At 29.1% G+C, this 22560-nt stretch carries 17 protein-coding genes; 2 read left to right on the top strand and 15 right to left on the bottom strand.

The genetic code is table 11. The features are described from left to right. Positions 1-115 precede the first annotated feature (115 nt). Positions 116-379 carry a co-chaperone GroES gene (locus QU666_RS08030; RefSeq protein ID WP_021769306.1) on the bottom strand — a complete coding sequence of 88 codons (264 nt, stop codon included), beginning with the start codon at positions 377-379 and terminating at the stop codon, positions 116-118. A gap of 182 nt (positions 380-561) precedes the next feature. Next, positions 562-1185 carry a hypothetical protein gene (locus QU666_RS08035; protein WP_021769305.1) on the bottom strand — a complete coding sequence of 208 codons (624 nt, stop codon included), beginning with the start codon at positions 1183-1185 and terminating at the stop codon, positions 562-564. 318 nt (positions 1186-1503) lie between these two features. Between QU666_RS08035 and QU666_RS08040 the strand changes: the two genes are divergently transcribed. Then, positions 1504-2766 (top strand): aspartate kinase, encoded by a 1263-nt coding sequence (locus QU666_RS08040; protein ID WP_021769304.1) that lies wholly within the window; start codon positions 1504-1506, stop codon positions 2764-2766. 41 nt (positions 2767-2807) lie between these two features. Then, positions 2808-4007, top strand: a complete 1200-nt coding sequence (locus QU666_RS08045; RefSeq protein ID WP_021769303.1) for a homoserine dehydrogenase — start codon at positions 2808-2810, stop codon at positions 4005-4007. 274 nt (positions 4008-4281) lie between these two features. Here the strand turns inward: QU666_RS08045 and QU666_RS08050 are convergent, their stop codons facing one another. The 13 genes from QU666_RS08050 to QU666_RS08110 form a co-directional block, all read right to left on the bottom strand. Beyond that, complete coding sequence (locus tag QU666_RS08050) at positions 4282-5859, bottom strand: alpha-glucoside-specific PTS transporter subunit IIBC (protein ID WP_021769302.1); 1578 nt, start codon at positions 5857-5859, stop codon at positions 4282-4284. A gap of 218 nt (positions 5860-6077) precedes the next feature. Beyond that, the gene (locus QU666_RS08055) at positions 6078-6869 is read right to left on the bottom strand and encodes an endonuclease/exonuclease/phosphatase family protein (protein ID WP_021769301.1); all 792 of its coding nucleotides are present in this window, start codon (positions 6867-6869) and stop codon (positions 6078-6080) included. 37 nt (positions 6870-6906) lie between these two features. Further along, complete coding sequence (locus QU666_RS08060; protein WP_021769300.1) at positions 6907-8037, bottom strand: hypothetical protein; 1131 nt, start codon at positions 8035-8037, stop codon at positions 6907-6909. Further along, positions 8027-8614, bottom strand: coding sequence for a restriction endonuclease subunit S (locus tag QU666_RS08065; RefSeq protein ID WP_021769299.1), 588 nt, complete (start codon positions 8612-8614; stop codon positions 8027-8029). Before QU666_RS08065 ends, QU666_RS08060 begins: the two co-directional genes overlap by 11 nt. Positions 8615-8726: 112 nt before the next feature. Continuing rightward, the gene (locus QU666_RS08070; RefSeq protein ID WP_021769298.1) at positions 8727-10493 is read right to left on the bottom strand and encodes a hypothetical protein; all 1767 of its coding nucleotides are present in this window, start codon (positions 10491-10493) and stop codon (positions 8727-8729) included. Positions 10494-10639: 146 nt separating this feature from the next. Continuing rightward, the gene (locus QU666_RS08075) at positions 10640-12292 is read right to left on the bottom strand and encodes an Hsp70 family protein (RefSeq protein ID WP_021769297.1); all 1653 of its coding nucleotides are present in this window, start codon (positions 12290-12292) and stop codon (positions 10640-10642) included. A 2-nt stretch (positions 12293-12294) separates the two neighbouring features. After that, positions 12295-12903 (bottom strand): nucleotide exchange factor GrpE, encoded by a 609-nt coding sequence (gene grpE / locus QU666_RS08080; RefSeq protein WP_021769296.1) that lies wholly within the window; start codon positions 12901-12903, stop codon positions 12295-12297. A 496-nt stretch (positions 12904-13399) separates the two neighbouring features. Next, a complete protein-coding gene (locus QU666_RS08085; RefSeq protein ID WP_021769227.1) occupies positions 13400-14947 on the bottom strand; it encodes a flotillin family protein in 1548 nt (515 codons plus the stop codon). A 186-nt stretch (positions 14948-15133) separates the two neighbouring features. Then, entirely contained in the window at positions 15134-17794 is a 2661-nt protein-coding gene (secA, locus tag QU666_RS08090; RefSeq protein ID WP_021769226.1) for a preprotein translocase subunit SecA, read from the bottom strand. A 62-nt stretch (positions 17795-17856) separates the two neighbouring features. Then, positions 17857-18261: a hypothetical protein gene (locus QU666_RS08095; protein ID WP_021769225.1), complete on the bottom strand. Its 405-nt coding sequence runs from the start codon at positions 18259-18261 to the stop codon at positions 17857-17859. Positions 18262-18416: 155 nt separating this feature from the next. Beyond that, positions 18417-19721: a thymidine phosphorylase gene (locus QU666_RS08100; protein WP_021769224.1), complete on the bottom strand. Its 1305-nt coding sequence runs from the start codon at positions 19719-19721 to the stop codon at positions 18417-18419. Positions 19722-19977: 256 nt separating this feature from the next. Next, a complete protein-coding gene (locus QU666_RS08105; RefSeq protein ID WP_021769223.1) occupies positions 19978-21018 on the bottom strand; it encodes a BMP family protein in 1041 nt (346 codons plus the stop codon). A gap of 188 nt (positions 21019-21206) precedes the next feature. Beyond that, positions 21207-22421 carry a saccharopine dehydrogenase family protein gene (locus tag QU666_RS08110; RefSeq protein ID WP_021769222.1) on the bottom strand — a complete coding sequence of 405 codons (1215 nt, stop codon included), beginning with the start codon at positions 22419-22421 and terminating at the stop codon, positions 21207-21209. Positions 22422-22560 lie beyond the last annotated feature (139 nt).

The raw sequence follows: 22560 nt of genomic DNA on the forward strand, positions 1-22560 counted from the left end.
CAATTTAATAGTATAATTTTTATTTTAAAAGTAATCAAAATTACTTGTTTCGCAATGTCTGTATCATTTTTTTATACATTTAATTTTTATACAAATTTGTTTTTTAAAATTTTTATTATTCAACAATTGCCAAAACATTGTCTTTTTCTAAAATTAAGTAGCTTTCTTCCCCATCCTTAACTTCAGTTCCAGAATATTTTTCAAAAATTACTTTATCTCCAGCTTTAACTTCCTCAACCTTTGAACCAACTGCTAAAACTTCTCCAATTATCGGTTTTTCCTTTGAAGCTGTTCCTGGCAATACAATTCCACTTTTTGTAACTTCTTCCTGTTCTGTCTGTTTTATTAAAATTCTTTCTCCCAATGGTTTAATTATCATTTTTCCCTCCTAAAATATCTTAATCTTTAATTCAATTTCATTTTTAGCACTCTTTAACTTTAAGTGCTAACAATATAATAATACATTTTTTAAAATTTTTCAAGTCTTTTTTCCATTTTTTTCAAAAATTTTTATAGTTTTTTAAAGATTAGAAAAAATGACTCATTTCTGAGCCATTCTTTTTATCTTTTACCTTTATCCTTGTAATAACTTTCACGTATTTCTTTTAAGATTTTTTGTGCTTTATCATTTTGCTCTTTTGTGTGCCTTACTGCTTCAACGTTTCCTTTACTATCAGATTTTATTATTATTTTATCTGTACTTTTCGGCGTTTTTGCAGGTTTGGCTGCTTTGTTTCCACTAAAATAACTTGCTCTTGCTGCTTTTAGTGCTTTTTTAGCTCGTTTCATTTCTTCTGGTGTCAATTCACGTTTTACAGTTGGAGCTGGAACTGGTTCATATGTTGAAGAAGCATCTGTTATTCTAACTTTTTCCTTTTTATCCTTTACTTTTGGTGTTTTTCTTTCAACAACTTGCTGTTTTTTTTCTTCTTTTTCTTCAACTGATTGTTTTTCCCTTTCAGCTTTTTCTTGCTGGAGCAATCTTTCACGTTCAGCCTTTTCTTCGGCTTGCTTTCTAGCTTTTTCTTCCCTTTCTCTAGCTTTTTCCGCTTCAATTTGCTCTCTTTGATTTTTGTAGTAATCATCCCTTACTTTTCTTAAAATTGTTTGTGTACCAATAGCTAGTAATGGGATTCCTACTGCCAAAATTGAAGTTATAATTATTAATTTCTTTTTATTCTTCATGAATATTCCTCCTAATTTTACTTTAAAAATAAAGTAAATAAAATATATCTGAAGTTATTTTAAGATATTATATTTTATACAATTATCAAAAAAAATTCATCCATATCTTACCTACTAATGATACCACATTTATTTTATTTTTTCAATTTATTTTTACTTATAGTATTTTTAATAAATTCCCAAATATTTTAAACAAATTTTTAAAAACCTTTGGCATGATAATAAATATATGAAATTACCTTGCTTTTTTATTTATAATATGTTATTCTTTGCTTGTGAAAATATTGAGAAATATATTTAAATAAAATAGGAGGTAAAATGGCTTTAATTATACAAAAATATGGTGGAACTTCCGTAGCCGATGCCAAACGTGTAAAAGAAGTTGCAAAAAGGGTTGTAAAGTATAAAAAGGCTGGACATGATGTAATTGTTGTTGTTTCTGCACCAGCTGGGAGAACTGACGAGCTAATAAAACGAGCTTATGAACTGTCAGATTCTCCAAATAAACGTGAATTTGACATGCTTTTGACATCAGGAGAGCAAATTTCTATTGCATCTCTTGCCATTGCTGTTGCTGATTTGGGAGAAAAGGCAGTTTCATTAAATGCGTTTCAAGTCAATTTTAAAACAACATCTGTGCATACAAAAGCTAAAATCATTGACATTGATACCCAAATCATACAAGAAAAACTAGACGAAGGAAATGTAGTTGTGTTTGCTGGATTTCAAGGAATCACTGAAAATAATGAAATTACTACGCTTGGGCGTGGTGGTTCTGATACAACTGCTGTTGCACTGGGAGCTGCTCTTAATGCTGATGAAGTTGAAATTTATACTGATGTTGATGGAGTTTACACAGCTGATCCTAGAATTGTAAAAAACGCTAAAAAGCTGCAAACTATCTCATATCAGGAAATGCTGGAATTGGCGGCTTCGGGAGCAAAAGTGTTGCATCCAAGATCAGTTGAAATTGCTGCAAAGTATGGTATAAAAATACATTTACGTTCATCATTTGACGATTCTACTGGAACTATTGTCCAATATAATGAAAATGCTGGCGGAATAGAAAGCGAAAATATTAATATAAAAGGAGAAACTATGGAAAAAGTAAAAATTTCAGGTATCACATCTTCTAAAAATGAAGGAAAAATTACACTTTTTGGAGTACCTGACAAACCAGGAATTGCTGCAAAAGTATTTTCCAGACTTGCAAAGGAAAAAATTAATACTGACATAATTTTACAAAGTTCGAGCAGAAATAAAGAATTGAATAACATTTCATTTACTGTTAAAAGTGATGATTTAAAGGAAGCTGTTGCTATTTCAGAACAAATAAAGGAACAAATTGGAGCAGAAGGTGTTTCATTTGAAGAAAAAATTGCAAAAGTATCTGTTGTTGGAATTGGTCTAAAAAGCCATTATGAAACAACATCTGAAATTTTTGACACACTTGCAGAAAACAATATAAACATTGATATGATTTCTTGCTCTGAAATTAATGTTTCATGCATTATCCATGAAGACAATGTAGATAAAGCTGTTACTGCACTTCATAAAAGATTTATTGAAATTGATAATTAAAAAACAAAAATAAACAACTTAAAGGGAGGTCTTTTAAAAATATGAAAATAGGAATTGTTGGACTTGGAACTGTCGGAGAAGGAGTTCTTAAAGTATTAACTAACGAAAAAGAAAGCATTTTTGAAAAATCAAGAGCTGACATTGAAGTGAAATATGCTTGTGATTTAAACATTAACCGTGATTTTTCTTTTGATTTTGATAAATCAATACTTACAAATGATTACAAAAAAATATTAAATGATCCTGAAATTAAGATCGTTGTAGAACTAATTGGTGGAGAAACTGTAGCAAAACAAATAATTATTGAAGCATTTGAAGCTAAAAAAAGTGTTGTTACAGCAAACAAGGCTCTAATTGCAAAATACGGAGTGGAACTATTCCAACGTGCAAAACAAAATGGAGTATCATTTCTATTTGAAGCCGCTGTTGGTGGAGGAATCCCTATTGTAACACCTTTAATGGAAAGTTTAGTTGCAAATACAGTTACTGAAATTCGTGGAATTATGAATGGAACTTCAAACTATATTTTGACAAAAATGAAAGAAGACAGCTTATCGTTTAACGAAGCGTTAAAACTTGCCTCTGAAAAAGGATATGCAGAAGCTGATCCTACTTATGATGTAGATGGAATTGATGCAGGACACAAGATTAATATTCTTGCCTCACTTGCCTACGGAGGTTCAATCAAATTTAAAGATATGCAATTATCAGGAATAAGAGAAATCAGCACTGTTGACATTTTCTCAGCAAATCAGCTAAACTCTACTATAAAATTAATTGCAAGCTCAAAACTATTGTCTGATACATCAGCACAAATTTCTGTAGAACCAACATTAATTCCAAATAGCGAAATTTTAGCAAAAGTTGATGATGTTTACAATGCAATTGAAACAACTGGTTCTTACACAGACAAAACTTTATTTTATGGAAAAGGTGCTGGAATGGATCCTACTGCGTCAGCTGTGGTGGCAGATATTGTAAAAATTGTAACAAGAAATCACATTGAATCAGATTATTTCTTTAATTCTACAAAAGTATTTGAGATTGTTGATTCTAATACAGTAAAAGATTCTTACTATATAAGAGTTTCAGATGATTTTGATATAGAAAATTCGCCTTTTGAACTAATAAATCAAATTGAAAATTACTATATCATCTTGGCAAATAATATTTCAAAAAATGAGATTAATGAGATTTTGAAAGATGCGAAAGAAAAACTTGTATTAAGAGTCATGAAATAAAAAAGTTTTTAAGGATATTTTTTTACTAGTACTGTACCCTGTTTAAACAGCAAAAATTATATTTTAATTCTTTGGGAATATGAAGTTTGAATTCCCCTTATTAAAAAAGTTCTTAACAAATTCGCTATTTAAATGGGGTTTTTTTAGTATAAATAATAAGTACTTTTTTAAAATTCTACTTACATTGTTTATGTTTATTAAATAGTAATATAAAAAGAAAGAACTTTCTTAAGTTCTCCATAACTTTTGAAAATTCTTTCTTAATTTTTATGTTTTATTTAATTAAGTTTTCAATTCTTTCTCTTACTTGCGGTACTGTTAGACCGATAATTACTTGAATTGCTTTACCTTTTCTAACTACTCCATGTGCTCCACCAGCTTTAAATGCAGCGTCTTTTGCTAATTTTGATTCATCTTTTACACTAACTCTTAATCTTGTTGCACAGTTATTCAATTCTTCAATATTATCTTTTCCACCTAATGCTTCAAGAATGATTATTGCTTGATCCATATACTGATCATCTGAAGAACCTGAAGTTGCTGCACCTTCACCATGTTTAGCTTTATAGTCAGCTTTTGTATAAAGTTTCATTTCTTCATCTTCATCTTCTCTACCTGGTGTTTTTAAATTCATTTTTTGAATTAAGAATTTAAATACGAAGAAGTATATTACTGTAAATATTAATCCTATTACTATTTGAATAATTACTGTTCCAGAGTGATTTTTAAACATTGGTATCCAGTTTAAGAAAAGGAAGTCAAGAAGTCCTCCACCCATATTTCCAACTACTCCAAAAGCATACATTGTTGCTGCCATTGTTGCTGCTAAGAAAGCGTGAACTGCAAACAATACTGGAGCTATAAATAAGAATGTAAATTCTAATGGTTCAGTTATTCCTGAAACTACTGCTGTAAATACTATTGGTATTAATAATGCCGCTACCGTTTTCTTTTTCTCAGGTTTTGCAGTAGCATACATAGCAAGTGCTATTCCTGCTGCACCAAATATTTTTGAGTTTCCATGTAATGCAAATCCACCACCTGGGAATAAAGTTTTTAATGCTTCTGTACTTTGAGCAAATTCTTTTATGTGTTCAACCCAGAAAACTTGAATTCCGTTAGGAACTACTGCCGGACCAAATACAAATGGTGTATAAACAAAGTGGTGTAATCCTGTAGGTATTAATATTCTTTCTAAGAATGTATAAACCCATACTCCCAATACTCCTGAAGCTTTCATAAATCCTTGCATTGCACCAATTCCCATTTGAACTTTAGGCCAGATTAATACTGTTAAGAATGCACAAGGAATCATAACTACAAACCCTACTATGTATACAAATACTGAACCTTGGAATACTCCTAAGAAATCAGGTAACTTTTTATCAAAGTATTTATTATGTAAATATACTACTAGTGCTGCGATTAGAATACCACCGAATAAACTTGTATCTATTGTTGGAACCCCAGCTATTGCAGAATAACCTGTTACACCGTCTGCTATTTGTTTAGCTGCATCTATTCCGTAGAATACTTTTAATATCGCTGATACAAAATAGTTAAATGTCATATATAATGCAAATGTTTCTAAACATGCTCTTGCATTTGTCTTTGTTGCCAAACTTATTGGTAATCCTATTGCAAATAATAATGGCATTTGTCTAAATACTGTCCAACCACCTTCTGCAACTACATACCAGAAATTATACCACATTGATCCTTCTTCAGCAATTTTCCCTACAACTTGCGTATTAGTGAATACTGATGCTAGTCCTACTACTATCCCCGTAAATGCAAATAATAGAACTGGTGCCATCATTGCTCCACCAAAACGTTGGATTTTTTTCATCATTTTTACTACCTCCTAAAAATTTTTATATATTTGATTTATTTTTTCCTTATATTAAATATACCACACTTTTTTAAAATGTCAATACATTTACGTATATCTTTTTTCTATCAATTTTTTTAAAAATTCGTTATGTTATTAAAAACCTCCGATTATTACTAGGTTTTTTGTTAGTTTAACATTATGATTTCATTTTAAAATTATCATTTATTAATCAAAATTTAAATTTCTAATTCCAATTCTATTCCAAAATGATCTGATATTATTCCTTTATTTTCATTATTAAAAATAACTTTACTTTCTTTTACTTTTATTTCTTTATTACTAAATATATAGTCTATTCTCTTTTGAGATTTATCATGATCCCATCCATGAATTCCTTTATCAACAGTTACCCCATGGTCTTTTTTTTCAGCTAAAACATATGTATCATATAATCCTTGGTTTAAAATATTTTGATAATCTTCAGGATTTCCATTGGCATCTGTATTAAAGTCTCCCATTAATATTTTTAAATTATCTGTTTTAGATCTTTTCAAAATATTTCTCAAATTTTCTCCCATATCTTCAGTTTCACAATTTGGTAAATTCATATGACAACTGTAAAATTCAATATCCTGTCCTTTATAATCAATAGTGATACTAACAATTCTTCTTGCCGATATTGTTCTTACTGATTGTGCAAAAGTACAGTAAAACTCATCTTCAGCCTTGATTTTATGTCTTGTTATTATTGCCACACCTTCATTATACTTACTAAATCCAATATGTGAGTTACTCCAGTGATAATAATAATCTGTGTCTGTATATTCCTGTAATTTTTCCAAAAGTACCCATCCATAGTTTTCCTGTCTTATATCATCAAAAATTATAGGATTGTTCATAAGTTGATTTACTTCCTGCATCGCTATCACATCATACTGCTTTTCTGCAATATCTCGTGCTAAAATATCAATTTTTTCCATTTGATTTTCTTCCAGCCATGCATGAACATTAATTGTTAATAATTTCATTCTTGTACTCCTTATACGTTTTTTTTATTTATAAAATTTATTTTTCTTCCAAATATTTTTTTATAAGATTGTCACAATTTTCTCTATTTTGAATCATTAAGTTAAATATGTTATCTTTTTCGGCTTTTAATTCATCCAAATCAACATATTCTTTTGTTTTAAAGACATAACCTAATATATCTAAATTACAGCCTTTTTTTAATACTGCTTCATTTGAAATTAGTCTAGAAATACCATTTATTTCTTTTTTACTTCTAAAAACTTCTACTAATTCCTTGTAATTTTCAGGTTTTATTTTGTCACTGCCTTTTTCAAAGAAATTTTGTGCCTGAATAAATAATATATTATTTCTATTAGTTTTATCATCGTTAAAAATTATTACTTGATTTTTCAATATATTATTAAAAGGCATTGAAACAATACATTTTATTTTATCCATTTTTATAATTTCTTCTATTTTGTTACTATCCATTAGATAAAAAGCGTCTTTTTCAATCATTCCTTTTTTATTTTTTATAAAAAAATCATATATTGTTTTTTCATTATTCTCTTTTTTTGTCAAAATTTTTACTGTGTTTTCTGAATTTTCGAGATTTGCCATAGCATTTAAAATCTCAATGATTGTATTTTTATCATTTTTATTTATTTTCTCTCCGTAAAAATTATTATTTTCAAAAAAATCATTATTATATAAAATTTCATTCTTTTGAATATTTAAAAACTCTGCAGATAACTCATTAATACTTTTATCATGCATAATAGACATATTAATTACACCATCTGCATAATTTTTGACTATTTTTGCATATCTACCTCTTAAAATATCTAATTTTAAATCCATTTCTGATTGTTTTAAGCTTTCGATAAATTCGGCTGTATCAGGATAATTAATTACAAAATCATATGTTTCTGCAAACATATCTATCTTATTTGATAGTTTTTCTATATTTTCCAAATAACTACTTTGAAAATTATATTCAAATCCAAGATTGTTTAAATATTCTAAAAATAAATAATTATCATCTCGTAAATTTTCTAGTTCTTCCCCCACAACTTTACTCACAGAAGCAATATATAAGAGAAGCGACATTTTAAGGATTGATGATTTTTGATAATTTTTATTATTTTCCAATTCTTCCATTATAAGTTCAAAAAATCTATTCTTCATTTATTATCACCTTATTTTCCGCCAGAATTTTTTCTTCTATATACTTTTTCTTAAGCTGTAAATATTCCATTGTGCTTTCTTCTTCTGTTTCAAAATTATTTATTATTTCTACCATTCTATCCTGTACTTCTCTTTCAGGCAAGTCTATATCAAGCTCTACAATATCAGTTTTGTTTACTGCCCTTACAGCACTCATTGTCTTGTATTTTTTTTCAAAATAAAGCAATAATAACTCTGTTTTCAAAAGCCATTGCAGGTATTTAGGATTTACCTTTTCATTTGCTCTCAAAATAAAATAAAGTGTAGCTGGTAATACATTTTCATAATCTTTATCCACATATACAACTTCTATTTTACTTCCCTTAGCTTGAAATAGTACATCATTTTTTCTTACAAAATATTTTTCATTTATTTTATTTTTTCCATCTCTATATCTTTCTGGAACTTCTGCATTTTCAAAACTTTCTATCTTTCCATTATTTACAAGGGTTGGATTTAATAAAAGATAGCCAGTCTTTGAATCGGCTGTTTTTACATTTAATGGTGCTATTATATCTACATTATCCCCTAATTTCATTTTTTCACTTCCTTTTCCATTTCCTGCTTCTGTAAATATTATACCATAAAAAAATATGGAATACTATAAGATAACATGTTTTGATTTGTATATATTAAAAAAAACTTTTATTTTAATTATTCTCTTTGACTTTTGTAAAATCAGTAAAACATCCTTTGTTTTCTTTAATGTGTGCATTTTCTTCCGCAATGTTTTTATTTTTAAAGCTTACAACATCTTCAGCATTCTCAACAAATAATGTTGTTCCTTTAGCTTTTAACTTTACTCCACATTTAAATTTAAACACTCTGTTTTTTACTCCATTTTCGAGCAACATATCGTATCTGTTTTTAGAAAATTTTTCTATAACTAATGAAGTATAGTTTCCTATGTTACTATTTCCTACCATTGCTGTTTGTTCTAAATATGTATCTGTTTTTCCGCTGTAATAAAGATTATTTGTTGTAACAGAAAAAATAGCATTTGGCTCTAAAGGTATTATTTTTTCTTCTCCCACAGTTGAAATTATATTTTCATTGTCTAATTCTGTATCCTCTTGATTTCCTTGTATTTCAGAAGATCCCAATGATGTTGTTATCCAATAAATTGTTAAACAAAATACTATTAATATTATTGAAAAAATAATATTTATACCATTTTTATTATTATTACGTGTATATGTTTTAACCTCTTTTTTATGACTAATTCTGATACTTTTATTTATTTGATTTACAGTATTACTACTTTTATTCGCTTGTAGTTTTTCTCGTTTAACTTCATCTAATTTTTCTTGCAATACAGTGATTGATGAATTTTCAGCCCAGTATAATTTCGCATCATTCAAATATTTTTGTGCTTCTGCAAACTTAGATTTTTTTATAGCTCTTAGAGCTTCAATACACAAATTTTCTGATTTTTCGGCATATCTGCTTTGTCTTATTTCTCGTTTAGATTTATTACTTTCAATATTTTCATTTGTTTTATTTGAAATATTTGAAGTTATATATGGTATTTTATTTTCTTTACAAAATCCAATTACAATGTTTTGTGCTTCATTCTTATTTTTTAATATTTTATCAATTTTATGAATACATTCGTTAGCAGGAATTTTATTTTTTGTTAAATTATGAACCTGCTCTATTTTCTCTAATTCCTTGTATACTTTCAAATACTTTAAATGCTGCAAATAATCATCATATTTTTTTATTTTATTTTTATCATTTAACATTAATTCACAAGCACTATATAGCTTTTTTTTGGCAGAAGTTTCATTGTCAAACTTAATCAATTTTTTTCGATTGTCATCAATTTGCTGTTGTATTAAATTTTTTATATTCAGTCCTTCTGAAACCAGAAAATCATATAAATTATCCTTGCTTAATATTTCTAGATACTTCTCAAATGCTGAAAATTCATAAAACTCATCAAATTTTATATGAACATATTTCAAAAATTTTTGGTATACTTTCACATCGTATTCTTTTTGTTCTATTTTTAATCCGCTTTTTTCTATCCGTTCTCGTACAAGATTTTCCTTCCTTCGAGTTTTATTAGCAATCTCTGTTACTATTTTTTCAGTAACTGTAACTCCACCAAGATATTTTAAAAAGTCGTCTATTGGTTCAAATAGCTTTTGTTGTGCGTCTTCGATAAGTTCTTTTCTTTTAGTTTCATCTAGCATTTCTTTCTGTATAATGCCACTTTTGGCCAAATTATTATATTTTTTATATTTTTTTCCATCAAATGGATCACTTTCTTTTGCCAACCAATGCCGCTTTTTCTCTTCAATTCTAGCTTCTATCTTTTTTTCATTTTCTTCAGGAACTGGATAATATTCTAATTCAAGTATTTCATACCAATTATTGCGTATTTTGGCTATTTTTTTGTTCTCTTCTGCCATTTTTTAAACTTCTTCCTCCTTCCATAGAAAATTATTTTGAATTTGCAATTATAAAACTATAATTTTGTTATTTCATACTACTAAATTATTTAGTATTTATCAGTTCAATTTTAAACTCAAATATGTTAATCATTATTAAGAATTTACTATAATACCGCTATTCCCTGTGATTTTTGTGTCAATCTTTCTAACTCTTCCTTTGTCATTACACCTTTTGTTTCAAATTTTACATTAACTTGCTTATTCCCAGTTTTATCTAATCCTTTTACTTCTAAAATCCCTTCTTTATTTAATTTAAGAGTAATTTCAACTGGCGAGCCAGCAGGTGTATTTTTAGGTAATTCTAACACTGCATCTCCTATTTTCAAATCCTCATCCACTTCAAAATATTTATCCATGTAATCATTTTCATAGATTTCAATGTCAACTGTAGCTTGATTATCATAAAGTGTACTAAAATTACCTGATACTTCCAAAAATCCACTAGGCATTGCCTCGTTTTTTATTATCATATTAAAACAACTTTTAATGCCTTCTTTATTTTCTACTTTTACAGCAAAACTTTTTGTTGTTGCTATAACAATTTCCCTCGTATTTCCACCAATACTCATCATTTCAGGAGAAAATGTTAAATTTTCCTTATAATCTTGTGCTTTCAACTCTTTTTCATCGCCATTAACTGTAACTTTCACTTCTTCATTTGATTCAAAGTCCTTCGCTGTAAGACTTTTTTGATTGTTCACATAAACATTTACAGCATGAATTGCTGCCCCTTTTGCTACAGCTTCATCTGGTTCAAGAATTTTAATTTCAATTTCACTGAAATTTTTGGCAAGTGCTTTCTTAACTTGCGGCATTCTCGTAGAACCACCAACCAACAGAATCTCATCAATTACATCATATCCTTTATTTTTTGCAACTTCAATAGCTTCTTTAGTTTTCTTCAATGTTTCATTTAATAGAGTAGATGTTATTTCATCAAATTCATCTCTAGTTATTGTCACTTTTTCTCTATTTCCCATAACTTCCAACATATCTCCAGCTTGACTTCTCGAAGTTAATTGTTTTTTTATTTTTTCTGCTTTCAATCGTAAATCTTGTTTTGCATATTCGTCAAATTCAATATCATAACCTATTTTTTCGACAAACTGATTAGCTAAATATCCAATTAATACCTCATCCCAGTTTTTCCCACCTAAATCATGGTCTCCATCTGAACAAATAACTTCAATTTTATCAGCACTTATCCTCATAATGGTTACATCAAATGTTCCACCGCCAAGATCATAGATTAAAATTGTTTTTTCATCCTGTTCCTTTGCACATCCATAATATAGTGCTGCTGCTGTTGGCTCACTTATGATTTCCAACACATTTAGCCCTGCAATTTTACCCGCATTTTTTGTGGCTGTACGTTCTGCTGTACCAAAATAAGCTGGACAAGTTATTACAACATCTTTAACTTCCACTCCTAGCTGTTCTGACGCATCTTGCGTTAATTTCCTCAAGATAAATGCTGAAATTTCCTCAGGCGTCTTATCTTCCCCATTATAGTTAATTGCAAAATCAGTTTTTCCCATCAACGTTTTTACGAGCATAACTGTTGTTTCAGGATTTAATACTGCTTCAGCTTTTGCATCAGCTCCAACAATAACATTATCTCCTTCAAACGCAACCACAGAAGGTGTTATATTGTCTCCATCATTATTTTTTATCACTTCCGCTCTTGCCGTATCATCTACCCGTGCTATACATGAATACGTTGTTCCCAAATCAATTCCAAACACATATTTTGACATTTTTATTCTCCCTTCATTTTATCATTTTCTTCGTCTTTTTGATGAATATAAACTTCTACTTTTTCAGGAAAAATTACTTTTCCTTTGTACATATAACCACTGCTCAAAATATTATAAATTTTACCATGTAGTTGTTTATCTGAAGTGTCAATTTTTTTTATTATTTTTTGCTTTTTCCCATCAAAATCTAAATTTTCTTCATTCTTTGTATCATAAATTTCTATATTATTGTTATCAAGAATCATTTCGATTTCTTCAATATAACTTTGAAGTAATTTTAACTTTTCCTCATCCGTTTTTTCCTTAAAATTTCCCAAACCTCTTTTCATACTTTCCTTCATGTTTATCAAATCAAATATAAGAGGCTTTATAAGCTGAAAATGTAAATCATTCCTATATTCTTGAATTTCTTTGTGAAGTTTATCCGCAATTTCTTTTTCAAAACTCGTACTCTGAATTTTTTTCAAAAATAATTCATTCATTCCATCTAGCTTAGTATTAATATTTTCAATATTTTCTAATATTTCATCAATTCTATTATTATCACTGTGTTCAACTTTCCAATTAATATTTCCCTTTTCTTCCATCTCCTCTTTTTTCATAATTTTCATCCCTTCTCCTAAATTTAGATATTATCTTTATTTCATTCTTAATTTTGATATAAAAAATTAGCAATAATTAAAAATTGTAACTATTCTATCTAAACTTTAATATTTTTCTGAGTAAAAAAATTAAACTTCTCCCTTTTTTATTCATTTTTTATTATTTTTAAAATAACATTTCTCTTAAAACTCTTAATTTTTATTTAAAAATCAAGTATCTATAAAATTAATTGTTTTAATTATACCATATTCATTATTAAATTTCATTAATTTTTTTTGTAGAGACCAAAAAATGCCATTTGAATTCTTTGTTATTCATATTTCAAAACAATATAGAGCTTTAAAAGTATTACCATATAAATAGTTTAAAATTCATTAAAACTTTTCAATTCTCAATATCTTAAAAAATCTTTTAGAAATAAATTTTAAGAAAAAAAAGACTAAGTTCTAAAAAATTAACTTTTTAGAAAAATAGTCCCTATTATTTTTGTAGACAAATCATTTATTATTTCTTATTTTTTTCAGAATTAATATTATCCTTAGTTTCAGAATCTAGTTTTTCTTTATCAGAAATTATTTTTCCTCCCAGCATTCCAGCCAATACAGATTTTAAATCAATTCCTGTTGAATCTGTAATACCATCATTAATTTGAGCAATTGATTTTGTAATATCTCTAACTAATTTAGAAGTATTTCCATCACCATACATAGTTATTTTATCAATATTATTAAGTGGAGCAGCAACATTTTTTGAAATTTCTGGCAATGCTTTAAAGTACATTTCCATAATTGCAGCATTTCCATATTTTTTCATTGCATCAGCTTTTTTATCTATTCCTTCGGCTTCAGCAAGAGCTTTTGCTTTTATTGCTTCAGCTTCGGCAAGTCCTATTTCACGTTTACTTTGAGCTTCTGCCAATGCTTTTAATTTAATACTTTCTGCTTCTGCTTGAGCCTTTAATTTTATACTTTCAGAATCAGCTTGTGCTTTGATTTTCATAGCTTCTCCCTCCTGTTGTGCCATTATTTTCAAGGCTTCAGCTTCTTTCGTCTTTTGGTAAAGGATTGCTTCGGCTTCTCTTTGTTCTTCAATCAGTTTACTTTCAGCCTGTTTCGTCTTTCTATAAAGTTCTGCATCTGATTTTATTTGATTATCTACTTTGATTTCAGCTTCTAATTTTGCCTGATTTGTTTTTATTGCCTGTGTTTCACGAGTAAAGTTACTTTCCCCCTGAACTTCTTCCAGTTCTTTTCTTTTTCTTTCAGTTTCTAGTTGATAAGTCATATCTGCAGAGGCTTTTTTCGTATCTGACTCAATTTTTAAATCTGCTTTTTTTATTTCTAGTTTATTTGTTTTTTCAGCAATTTCTTCTGCTACTTTTAATTCAATGTCCTTTGCTTCTTTATCTGCATTAGCTTTTGCAATAGCAATTTCCTTTTCAGCTTGTGCTTTGGCGATACTTGCATCTTTTGAAATTTTTGAAATATTTTCAATTCCTAAATTATCAATTACCCCTTTTTCATCCATAAACGACTGTACAGCAAATGAAACTACGACAAGACCCATTTCCCGTAAGTCTGGGGATACATTTTCTTGAACTTTCACATTAAATTCTTTTCTATTTTGAACCATATCCTTCAAGTTCATTTGTCCTATAATTTCACGTAAATTTCCTTCCAGCACTTCCTTTACAGATTCACCAATATATTCGCTTTTTTTATTTAAAAAGTTTTTAGAAGCAATATTCAAAATTTCTGGCTCTTGTGAAATTTGTAGTTTTACAATTGCATCAGCCTTTATATTGATAAAATCATTTGTTGGAACAAAAACCGAAGTGTTAACATCTACAGAAAATAACGATAGATCTAGATAATCCACTCTTTCAAAATATCTCAAATAAAAAGCCAATTTCCCAGTCACAACTCTTCTTTTAAATCCACTTATAAATGCTGCCCTATCCATAGGAACACGAATAAATCCAACAAGCGAAAGTACAAAAATAATTAGCAAAACACTCGATATCGGAATAAAATTTCCTAATAAAAATGCCATATTTACCAACTCCTTATTTTTTATTTACAACTATAAATTAATAAACTTATTAAAAAACGAAAGAAAGGGCATGAAATATCATACCCTTATAAAATAAATTAATCTAAGAAAAACAATTTTTACCAAAACTTATAAAAATATGAATATTTTTTATTTAAAATTAGTAAGTCTTTTAATTTTTCAAAATTATACATTTCTTCTTTCACGTTCCCTTCTTTCTCTTCTTGAAAGGGGACGGTGTGATTCATTTGGTGTTCTATCTGAAATATCATCACCTATCATCTCATTTTCTTCATGCTCGTATCTTACATTTGAAACTTCTTCGTGAGTCAAGTTGTTTGTATCTTCTTCACTACGAACTCTTAATTTTAAGATAAACGAGCTCGTTTCACGTTTTATAGCGTCAATCATTTCATTATAAATCTCATAAGCCACAATTTTATAATCATGAATAGGATTTCTTTGTCCATAAGAACGTAGTCTTATTCCTTCACGCAGTTCTGTTAAATCTTTCAAATGTTGTCGCCATTTAGAATCTAGTACTTCCAGCATAATGTATCTTTCAATTCTTCTAAAAATTTCTTCTCCAATTGCTTCTTCTTTTTCATCATAAATTCTTACCAAATCATTGTAAACACTATTTGAAATCTCATCTGCACTTGCATTTGCTAAATCTGCTGAAACTTCATATTCAAATATTTCGTGAAGTTTATCTGATAATAAATTGAAGTCTTTCTCCCCATTATCTTCACCAACATAGGCAGAATGCACAATATCATCTACAGTATCTGAAATCATATTTGTAATTAACTCTTTCAAGTTTTCATTTTTCAAGATAGCATCCCTTTGTTCATAAACAACTTCCCTTTGAGTATTATTTACATCATCATATTCGATAAGGCTCTTTCTTGATGAGAAGTTTCGGCTTTCAATACGTTTTTGAGCATTTTCAACAGATTTACTTATTTGTTTGTGACGAATTTCTTCATCTTCGTCAATTTTTAACATTTTCATCATGCTTTTTAATCTATCTCCACCAAATAATCTCATCAAATCATCATCAAGCGACAAATAAAACTCTGATGTTCCAGGATCTCCTTGACGCCCTGCCCGTCCTCTTAACTGATTATCAATACGTCTACTTTCATGTCTTTCTGTTCCTAAAATAAATAATCCACCAGCTTGAATCACTTTTTTCTTGTCTTCTTCACATTCTTTTACATATGCTCTGTAAACATCTTCATACTCAGGTGTTCCTTTTACAGCAACTTTTGTAGCAAACGACTCTGCATCTCCTCCAAGTTTAATATCCGTTCCACGTCCTGCCATATTTGTTGCAATTGTTACTGTTTTGAAACGCCCTGCTTGTGCTATAATTTCTGCTTCTCTTTCATGGTGTTTCGCATTCAATATTTCATGTGGTATTTTAGCTTTTTTCAATAATGCAGATACTTCTTCTGAATGCTGAATTGAAGCTGTACCAACAAGAACTGGCTGCCCTTTCTGGTAAAGTTCTTCTATTTTTCTTGCAATTGCTTTATATTTTGCATTCTTATTCATATAAATAACATCGGGCAGGTCTACTCTAGCAACAGGTTTATTTGTAGGCACTACAATAACTTTTAAGCTGTAAATTTGTTTAAATTCGTCTTCTTCTGTTTTTGCAGTCCCTGTCATTCCTGATAATTTTTCATACATTCTGAAATAGTTTTGTAATGTAATTGTCGCAAGAGTTTGGTTTTCTCCAGCAACTTCCAATTTTTCCTTTGCTTCGATCGCTTGATGTAGTCCATCTGAATAACGTCTTCCTTCCATCAAACGTCCAGTGAACTCATCTACTATAATAACTTCATTGTCATCGTTTATAATATAATCTCTATCTAGTTTAAACAATTCTTTTGCTTTCAATGCTTGTGTTAAAAAGTGAGTAAGTTCTACATATTCTGGCGAATATAAATTATCAATTTTTAACATTCTTTCAACATTTTTAATTCCTTTATCAGTAATTGTAACTGTGTGTGATTTTTCATCAACTTCATAATCTTCCCAATCTTCGTCAGGAATTACCGTATTTTTCTTATCTTTAATTTCCTCAGTTTTGTAACTTCTTTTTAATTTTTTGGCAACTTCTGAAAAAGTGTTGTACCATTCTGTAGTTTCTTCTGCTGCTCCCGAAATAATAAGTGGCGTTCTTGCCTCATCAATTAGGATTGAATCTACCTCATCGACAATAACGTAGTTATGTCCACGTTGTACTTTCTCATCAAGCTCTCCAACCATATTATCTCTCAAATAATCAAATCCAAATTCATTATTTGTTCCATAAGTAATATCACAATTATAAGCAGCTTTTCTTTGTTCTGGGGTAATGTTTCCAACAACAACTCCAGAAGTCAATCCCAAAAACTCAAAAAGTCCTGCCATAATATCTCTATCCCGTTTTGCAAGATAATCATTAACCGTTACAACGTGTACTCCTTTACCTGGCAATGCGTTCAAATAAATTGGCAGTGTTGCCATCAGAGTTTTTCCTTCCCCCGTCTTCATTTCTGCGATGCAACCTTTATGAAGTATCATTCCACCAATGAGCTGAACATCATAGTGACGCATACCCATAAGTCTTTTAGAAGCTTCCCTAACTGTTGCAAATGCCTCCACTAATATATCGTCAAGTGTTTCTTTTTCTAATCTTTCTTTAAATTCAACTGTTTTATGGCTTAATTGCTCATCTGTCAGTTTTTCAAAAAGTGGTTCAATCTCGTTAATTTTGTCTACCAATTTTTGCATTTTTTTGATTTCTCTCTCATCTGATGTACCAAATATTTTTTCTCCTATTTTTTTTAACATTTTCTAATTTTTCCTTTCGTATATTAAATTTTTAAAATTACAGGTTTCAAAATATTTGATTCCTATTCTCGTGTTCGCAAATTATTTTCATCTTTTTTCATTAAAAAAGCACTAATATTTCCAATACTTTTAGGAATTTTATCATAAGTTTTATAAAAAACGATATTTTGATTTTTTTCAAATGACAAAAAAAGGCTATCTTTATGTTTTTCCTTTTCTTTTTCCTTACGTTTTCCAATTTTCTTCAATTCCTTTGTCAATCGTCTATTGTTTACAGTTTCAATTTGATTAATTTTCACAATCAAATCTCGAATATCCTCATGGGTCAAATCATTCTCATCTACAAAAACACTTAATTTATGACTAAAACTAGGTGTTCCTAAAAGACTCGAATAAGTCATCATAAAAAGAATACAAGTCATAACAAGCATTACTCTTTTTCTTTTATCTATAACTATTTTTATCACTCCTAAAATTTCAATGTTTTAGTTTATTAAAAACTTATTTATTATATCATATTATTGTGCTTTTTGTCTATTATAAAAAAAATGCCTTTGACAGAATAAAAAATTAAAAATTTAATCCTAAAAATTCCATCAAACGCATTTATAAAACTTTAAAATTATTCTATTATTTCTAAAATTGCCTTCGGTTCTTCAACTTTTTCTGGTGTTATTACATATGCATCCAAAATCATATTTTTAGAATCTTGCACATTTTTGTCATCATTGTAATATATTTCGGCGATTTTTTCATTTTTTGATACTTTTTCTCCAACTTTTCTAAAAATATTAATTCCAACTGCATGATCAACTTCATCTTCTTTTTTTGCACGTCCAGCACCTATAATCATTGCAGCTTTCCCAATTTCTTCTGTCTTTATTTTTTTTACATATCCTTCATTTTCAGAAAAAATTTCCATTACAGAGTTAGCTTTCGGAAGTAAGTTATAGTCATTTATAAGCTCTTTATTTCCACCGCTTTCTCCAATAAATTCTGCTAATATTTGCAACGCACTTCCATTTTTTATTACTTCGTCAATTTTTTCTTTTGCTTCACTAAGCTCTGTTAATTCACCCTTTTCTTTCAAGGCAAGTCCTGCGATAGTGTAAACAACTTCTTTTACGTCAGCTGCACAATTTCCTTTTAGAAACTCAATAGCCTCAATAATTTCATTTGCATTCCCAACTGCGTGTCCAAGCGGTTCATCCATATTACTAAGCACAACTTTAACTTTTCTTCCAGCACCTTTTCCAATTTCAATCATTCTTTGAGCCAATTTTTTAGCTTGTTCCAAATCTTTCATAAAAGCTCCATCCCCAACTTTTACATCAAGAATTATAACATCTGAATAAATTGCTAATTTTTTACTCATAATACTACTTGCAATTAATGGAATACTTGGTACAGTTGCAGTTACATCACGCAAAGAATATAATTTTTTATCAAGAGGAACAATTTTGTCACTATAGCCCATCAGCCCAACTCCCGTTTTATTGGCAATTTTTACAAGCTCTTCTTTTGTTGCTGAAAACTTAAATCCTTGAATTGATTCAAACTTGTCAATTGTTCCTCCAGTATGTCCAAGTCCTTTTCCAGATAGTTTCACATTTCCCATTCCAAGTGCTGATAAAATAGGAGAAAGTATTACTGTAACTTTATCTCCCACACCTCCTGTACTATGCTTGTCTACAAGAAATTTATCTATTTCATCAAATTTTATAACATCTCCAGAATCTCTCATTACCATTGTAAATTTTAACAGCTCTTCCTGTGTCATATCATTAAAGTAAACTCCCATAAGAAATGCTGACATTTGATAATCAGGTACATTTCCAGCCAAATATTCATTTAATAAAAATTCTATCTCTATATCAGATAATTTAAGATTATCACGCTTTTTTTCAATTATATCAACTGCTCTCATAAAATCATCTCCTAAATATTTTGATATTATTAAATTCCATTTTAAAAATTAAAATCTTTTTATTCCAATTTCAGATTAATAGTTTAATAAAAATTTTAAGGTAAAGAATAAAGAAAAGATAAAAAGGTTGCAAAAGAATGGCAATCAATCAATTTCCACTCTCAAACAACCATTTATTATTGTACTGAGTATTCAAATAACTTATTTTAGTAAATTTTTACACTTTAATTTTTATGTTTTATTTTTTGAAAAATAATTATAATGCAGGTTTTACTTGAATTTTACCATCTTTAATGTCTTGTTTAATTTGTTCAAGACGTTTGATGTTTTCTTCTCCAATTTTATCTTTTGTAAATTCAAAGTTAGTTGTTCCTACTCCATTTTCCTTAACTCCAAAAGTTTGAACTTTTGCTTCAAATTTTCCATCCATAGTAGCTTTTATAATATCAAATACTGTATTATCAACATATTTCATCATAGATGTCAAAATTATTCCTGGATATAAGTTATCTTGGTTAGAATCCACTCCAATTCCATAAACATTTTTTTCTTTAACTGCTTGGAAAACCCCTAGTCCACTTGCTCCAGCAGCATGATAAATAACATCTGCACCTTGTTGAATTAATGTTTCAGTTTTAGCTTTAGCTGATGCTTGATCATTAAATGAGTTATTTCCTCCAATATAAACAGGTAAAACTTTGATGTCAGGTTTTATATATTGTGCACCTTGTGCATATCCTGCATAGAATCTCTTGATTAGATCACTTTCATTTGCACCAACAAATCCAACACTTCCTGTTTTATCCATCATTGCAGCTAATGCACCTACTAAGAATGATCCTTCATGTTCTTTATATAAAATAGAAGCAACATTTGGTAAACCTTCTACAGTTTCATCAATTATTGCAAATTTTTGATCAGGGAAAGTCTGAGCCACTGCAACTAAAGAATCTTTCATACTATATCCAACTGCAATAATCAAGTCAAATTCTCCAGATTCAGCAAATTGTGTCAAAGCATTTTTAGCTTCTGTTGATGGATCTTTTGGTTCATACTCTTTAAAAGTTATTCCTAATTCTTTCTGAGCTTTTTCTAATCCTCTAAAAGTTGCATCATTAAATGATTTATCTCCTTTACCACCTGTAGAATATACTACTGCAACAGCTTTTTTAGAATTCGCTGCATCTGCAGATGTTTTACCATCTTTCACTTGATCTCCAGTAGCTGGTTTATTTCCACAAGCTACAACTAACATTAGTGCAAAAATCACACTAAAAATTGTTACAATCTTTTTCATTTTCTCCTCCTAAAAATTTTATATTTAATTTCATACTTAATTATACCCCATTTTTTTCAATTTTAAAATAGTATATTCATAATTTTTTTAAATTTTTTTATAAAAAATCAAACTATCAAAAAATATGAGTTCTTATATCTTTCAATAGTTTGATTTAAAAAAATATTTTACTACGAATATATTTTTTATTAGTCAACTAACGTTGGATTAAAATCTTCAACCCAAGGCAATCCAAACTTGTTTAACGCATCCATAAATGGATCTGGATTCATTTCTTCTACATTGAATACTCCTGGTTTTTTCCATTCTCCAGTAAGAACCATTGCAGCCCCTATCATTGCAGGCACTCCTGTTGTGTAAGAAATAGCTTGTGAGCTAACTTCTTTGTAACATTCCTCATGATCGCAAACATTGTATACATAATAAGTTTTTTCTGCGCCATCTTTTTTACCTCTAAAAATATTTCCAATGTTTGTCTTACCTTTTGTTCTAGGCCCAAGTGAAGCTGGATCAGGTAATACTGCTGTTAAAAATTGTAACGGAACAATTTGCTTTCCTTCAAATTCTATTGGCTCAATAGAAGTCATCCCAACATTTTCAAGCACTTTTAAGTGAGTCAGGTAACTTTGTCCAAAAGTCATAAAGAATCTAATTCTTTTAATACCTTTAATATTAACTGCAAGCGATTCTAATTCTTCATGGTGCAGTAAGTACATATCCTTTTCACCAATTTGTGGGAAATTGTATACTCTTTTAATTTCCATCGGTTCTGTTTCTACCCATTTTCCATCTTCCCAGTAACTTCCATTAGCTGTCACTTCTCTAATATTAATTTCTGGATTAAAGTTTGTTGCAAACGGGTAACCGTGATCTCCTGCATTTGCATCAAGAATGTCAATGTAATTTATTTCATCAAAATAATGCTTTTGTGCATATGCTGAAAACACTCCAGTAACACCTGGATCAAATCCACTTCCTAAAATGGCAGTAATCCCAGCCTTTTCAAATTTTTCTCTATAAGCCCATTGCCATTTATACTCAAATTTGGCTGTGTCCAAAGGCTCATAATTTGCTGTATCCAAATAATCAGTCTTAGTTTCAAGACAAGCATCCATAATTGTCAAATCTTGATATGGTAAAGCCACATTTATCACAATATCAGGCTTATATTCATTAATCAATGCCACTAGCTCAGGCACATTATTTGCATCCACCTTTGCAGTCTGAATCTCAATTCTTCCAGCATATTTACTTTTTTCAATTCTTTCCTTGATTTCATCACATTTTGCCTTTGTACGGCTGGCTATCATGATTGAACTAAATACTTCTGAATTTTGTGCACATTTGTGGCACACTACATTTGATACGCCTCCAGCTCCGATTACTAATGCTTTTTTTCCCATTAATTTTCCTCCTCAATATAAATTTATTCTTATAAAATATTATTTCCAAATCTTTTTGATCATTTATCTTTAATAATATTTTTCTGTCTTTCTTTGTCCATATTATACTGTAAAATTTTTATTCTGTAAATTACTTTTT

The organism is Leptotrichia sp. HMT-225 (assembly GCF_030644325.1).
GTDB lineage: Bacteria > Fusobacteriota > Fusobacteriia > Fusobacteriales > Leptotrichiaceae > Leptotrichia > Leptotrichia massiliensis.